This window comes from Ruegeria sp. AP12 (assembly GCF_056540025.1).
Map to the genome: position 1 here is coordinate 1 of NZ_JBQFVZ010000017.1, position 3,881 is coordinate 3,881.

4 protein-coding genes and 1 pseudogene are annotated in these 3,881 nt (G+C 55.9%); all 5 read left to right on the forward strand.

Annotation, left to right across the window (positions count from 1 at the left end; all coding sequences use genetic code 11):
• Window positions 1-252 (forward strand): annotated as a pseudogene (locus ACR0E6_RS20655) (CE1 family esterase); the annotation flags it as partial.
• Between the two features lie 100 nt (window positions 253-352).
• On the forward strand, window positions 353-802 hold the full coding sequence (locus ACR0E6_RS20660) for an ABC transporter permease (protein WP_480586829.1): 450 nt from the start codon (window positions 353-355) through the stop codon (window positions 800-802).
• Window positions 803-858: 56 nt separating this feature from the next.
• On the forward strand, window positions 859-1,854 hold the full coding sequence (locus tag ACR0E6_RS20665; RefSeq protein WP_480586832.1) for a substrate-binding domain-containing protein: 996 nt from the start codon (window positions 859-861) through the stop codon (window positions 1,852-1,854).
• A gap of 52 nt (window positions 1,855-1,906) precedes the next feature.
• Window positions 1,907-2,809, forward strand: coding sequence for a hypothetical protein (locus tag ACR0E6_RS20670; protein ID WP_480586835.1), 903 nt, complete (start codon window positions 1,907-1,909; stop codon window positions 2,807-2,809).
• Window positions 2,797-3,606, forward strand: coding sequence for an NAD-dependent epimerase/dehydratase family protein (locus ACR0E6_RS20675; RefSeq protein ID WP_480586838.1), 810 nt, complete (start codon window positions 2,797-2,799; stop codon window positions 3,604-3,606). The genes ACR0E6_RS20670 and ACR0E6_RS20675 overlap by 13 nt, the downstream gene beginning before the upstream one ends.
• Window positions 3,607-3,881 lie beyond the last annotated feature (275 nt).

Below are 3,881 nucleotides of genomic sequence, written 5' to 3' on the forward strand. Positions count from 1 at the left end.
CGCTTGCTGGGCGGAGGACGCTTTCAGCAGGGTGATATCTATGCGGGTCTCGAAATCTGGCGCGATGCGAACGGTTGTGTCGATCACAAACCGACCGGGTTCAGCACGACGGGGGATTTCATGCGCCGCCGGTGGACCACCTGTGCCGAAGGCAGCGCGCTGGAATTTGCTCTGTTCCCCGGAGGGCACACCGTTCCCGCGGGCTGGGCCGATATGATAGTCGATTGGTACGAAGGGCTTCCCGGCAGTTGATCACTCGGCCGGGGTCATGTTGCCTTTGCCTTCGACCAGTCGCTTCAGTTCATCGCGATAGCGGCGCGCTGATGACATAGGCGGCTTTCCGGTAATCGTCTTGTTCACCATTCTGCTCGTCGTTCTGTTTGACCTGGCCGTCCGCCATACGCGCTTTTTCCGTCAGGTCTATTTCATCGGCGCCAATGAAAAGGCCGCGATGTTGTCAGGCATCCATGTCACACGCGTACGTATCATTCTGTACGCACTGACCGGTATTCTGGCTGCTTTGGCGGGTGCATTGCTGGCCTCCCGCCTGATGAGCGGTACGCCCACGGCAGGCAACGGTATCGAACTTCAGGTTCTGGCGGCGGCGGTCATCGGTGGCGCATCCCTACGCGGCGGCGAAGGCACTATTCTCGGTGCTTTCCTCGGCGTCGTTTTTGTCGCGTTGATCAACAACACCATGACGATGCTGGCCGTATCGATCTACTGGCAGATGATCGTCATCGGCGGTGTGCTCGTTACAGCGGTCGCCTTGGACATGCTGATCCGAAGCAAACGGGGCTAATCCGCAAGCTTTCCAAAACCCAACAACAACCAAATATCCAAAACAGGGAGACTACGATGACTGAATTGAATGTGAATCGGCGCAGGCTGCTGACAGCGGGTACCACCGCTGGATTGGCCGCAGCGTTCGGACTGCCCATGCTGTCCAAAGAAGCCATAGCACAAGCGGCCGGCAAAGAGTATGTGTTCCTGTCCATCGTAACGCAGGTGCCGTTCTGGGTGGACTATCGCAATGCGATGGAAGACCTTGAAGAGTTAATGGGCATCAAGGCCACATTCACCGGCCCGTTGGATTTCGACACGGCCGCACAAGCACGCCAATTGGATGAACTGATCGCAAGACGTCCCGCAGGCATCCTTATCTTCCCCGGTGATCCGGCCACTCTGGCTCCCGGCGTCGAACGTGCGGTCGAGGCGGGCATTCCGGTCACATGTTGTATTGGCGATATTCCCGACAGTCCCCGGTCCACATTCCTTGGTATCAATGGCGTTCAGGCAGGACGTGTCGGCGGCGAAATGCTCGCGCAAGCGATTGGCGGGAAAGGCAAGGTTATCCTCGGCACTTTCCCTGCCCCCTCCACATTGGAGCGGGTCGAGGGGTACAAACAAATCTTTGCTGAGAAATACCCGGATATCGAAGTGGTGGACGTCGCCAACGATAAGGCCGACCCGTCCTATGCGCCGACAGCCTACCTTCAGGCAATTCAGGCGAACCCGGATATTGTTGGCATTGGCGGCACGGACGGCGACAGCGGCAAAGGCGCGGCAATTGCCGTCAATGAGGCAGGACGCAAGGACATCAAGATCGTCGCGATGGACCGAAATGATGATATGCTTCCCTATATCGAAGACGGCACAATTCACGGCGCTGTGGCTCAGAAATCCTATCTCGAGATCTTTCTCGCCTTCCACATGATGCATTGGCAGAACACTGATGCGCTGAAGGTCTTGCCCGATTGGAAGGCCGCTGGCATCAATCCTCTACCCGAGCGCGTTGAAACCGGGGTTATGCCGATTACTGCCGAGAACGTCGTCCAGTTCAAGCACACCTAAGGGATTGTCCCGGCGCATTCGATCGCGCCGGGAAACCGATAGGAGGGGGTACATGTCGGACAGATGGAGCATTCTTCACCTGCAGCAAAACGATCTGCAGCTGACACTCCTGCCCGGCATCGGGGGCCGCCTATGGGATATAAACTTCCAAGGTCGCTCCCTCCTATTTCAGAACGCAGATCTCGACGGTTTGGATGTCGATGACACACGGCTTACTGATCTGCCCACACGCTCTCCACAATTTGGTTTTCCGCTCTGGGGCGGCGAGAAGACGTGGATCGCCCCAGATGCATCCTGGGTAAACGGCGCTCCGTTTCCCGTGTTGGACAGCGGCTCTTACCAGATCACTTCAAGAAGCAGCACTCGTATCGACATGACCAGCGCAGTATGCCCGACCTCGCACCTGTCAGTGTCGCGCCGCATCACGCTAACCTCGGCGGAAAGCTGGGAAATAGAACACATCGTGGTCAACCATGGGACCTCCTCGCGCCAGACCGGCATTTGGTCAGTCATGATGCTTAACACCCCCACCAAGGTCGGTGTCGAATTGCAAGACCCTGCATTTTATCCTGTTTTTGGCTCTGCCGAAGGGATGATAGCGACGCACGGCAAAAGCATTGTCGTGGATTGCAACAGACAGCAGGAATTCAAGGTCGGGCTACCGAACCCCAACGGTCGTACATTGATACGGTGCGGCGCTGATGCCCCGTTGCTAATGTGCTCGGTACCAGAACCTCAAAAGGGCGATCAATTTGCACACGACTATCCGTTTGAGGTCTTTAATTCAGCCGATTACGCCTATTGCGAAGCGGAGTGGCACTCCCCGGCACGCAAGCTCGCACCGAATGAAACGCTGAGTTTTCGGCAGACGTTCCGCGTCTTGACGGATGAAGATGCAACCCAAATGCCATTAGGGCTCACAAACAACAAGGAGTTCCTGTCATGCATGTCTTGATTACAGGCGCAGGCGGGCATCTAGGCCGCAAACTCTTCGACGCGCTAGAAAGCGACTCCGATTACATCGTTTCTGGCCTCGACATTCGCCCCGTTGATCATCCCGACATTCACACCGCAGACCTGTCCGACGACAGCAGTTGGGTCAGTTTGCTAAAGGGAGTGGACGTTATCGTGCATCTTGCCGGAGACCGAGAGCCCTCCGCCACTTGGGCCTCCGCGATCAAACACAATATGGATGCAACGCTTTCCCTCTATCACCATGCGGCAGCCATAGGCGTCAGCCGAGTGGTTCTTGCCAGTTCCAACTGGGTCCACGGCGACAAAAGATTCACGCACGACGTTCTCAACAGCACGACACCACCAGGGCCAGTAAACGCTTACGGTATGTCAAAGCTTTTCTGTGAACGGACAGGGGCCTATTTCGCCGAGCATCACGGACTGTCGGTCATCTGCTTGCGCATCGGCTGGACGCAATGGACTCACGGCAACCAACCCGGCACACACATGGCGATGGGCCGGTGGGGTCAGGAAATGTGGTTGAGTGATCGGGACTTTCTAGGCGGAATGCGCGCCGCAATAGATGCCAAGGATATTTCCTTCGCAGCCCTGAACCTAATGTCAGATAACCCAGGTATGCGCTGGGACATCACCGAAACACGACAAGCGATTGGCTATTCTCCAAAGGATGGAAGCCCCGCGAAAATAACATTGGGCATTTCCTTGAGATCCATGCTGCAGCGGCTGTTTACAGTCCGGCTCCCTAGTTATTTCACGACACGTTTTCCAGATTGGTAGAGTATAAGGCCCGGACATTGTTGCGTCTCGCATTCAGTTTCCGAAATCTCGCACCGAAGTAAGCGCTGAAAAGGTCATCTTTGTCCGCTTCGCGGTAGACGGAGAGCGACATAACGAGCGCCAGATTTGGCAACCATTGATGTTTAATACTTCGATGACGACTTGCGCACATCGTTGAAGCGGTTTTATGTGAAGCGATCACTGGTTGAGTGCTCAGCCCCCCAAGCGGACCAAACGAACCACTACTTCAATCGCCGGATTGCAGTCATTGATCC

Bases quoted from the DNA above. Each gene is read 5' to 3' on its own strand.
- ACR0E6_RS20665 (WP_480586832.1), top strand. From the start codon at position 859: ATGACTGAATTGAATGTGAATCGGCGCAGGCTGCTGACAGCGGGTACC.
- ACR0E6_RS20670 (WP_480586835.1), top strand. From the start codon at position 1,907: ATGTCGGACAGATGGAGCATTCTTCACCTGCAGCAAAACGATCTGCAG.
- ACR0E6_RS20675 (WP_480586838.1), top strand. From the start codon at position 2,797: ATGCATGTCTTGATTACAGGCGCAGGCGGGCATCTAGGCCGCAAACTC.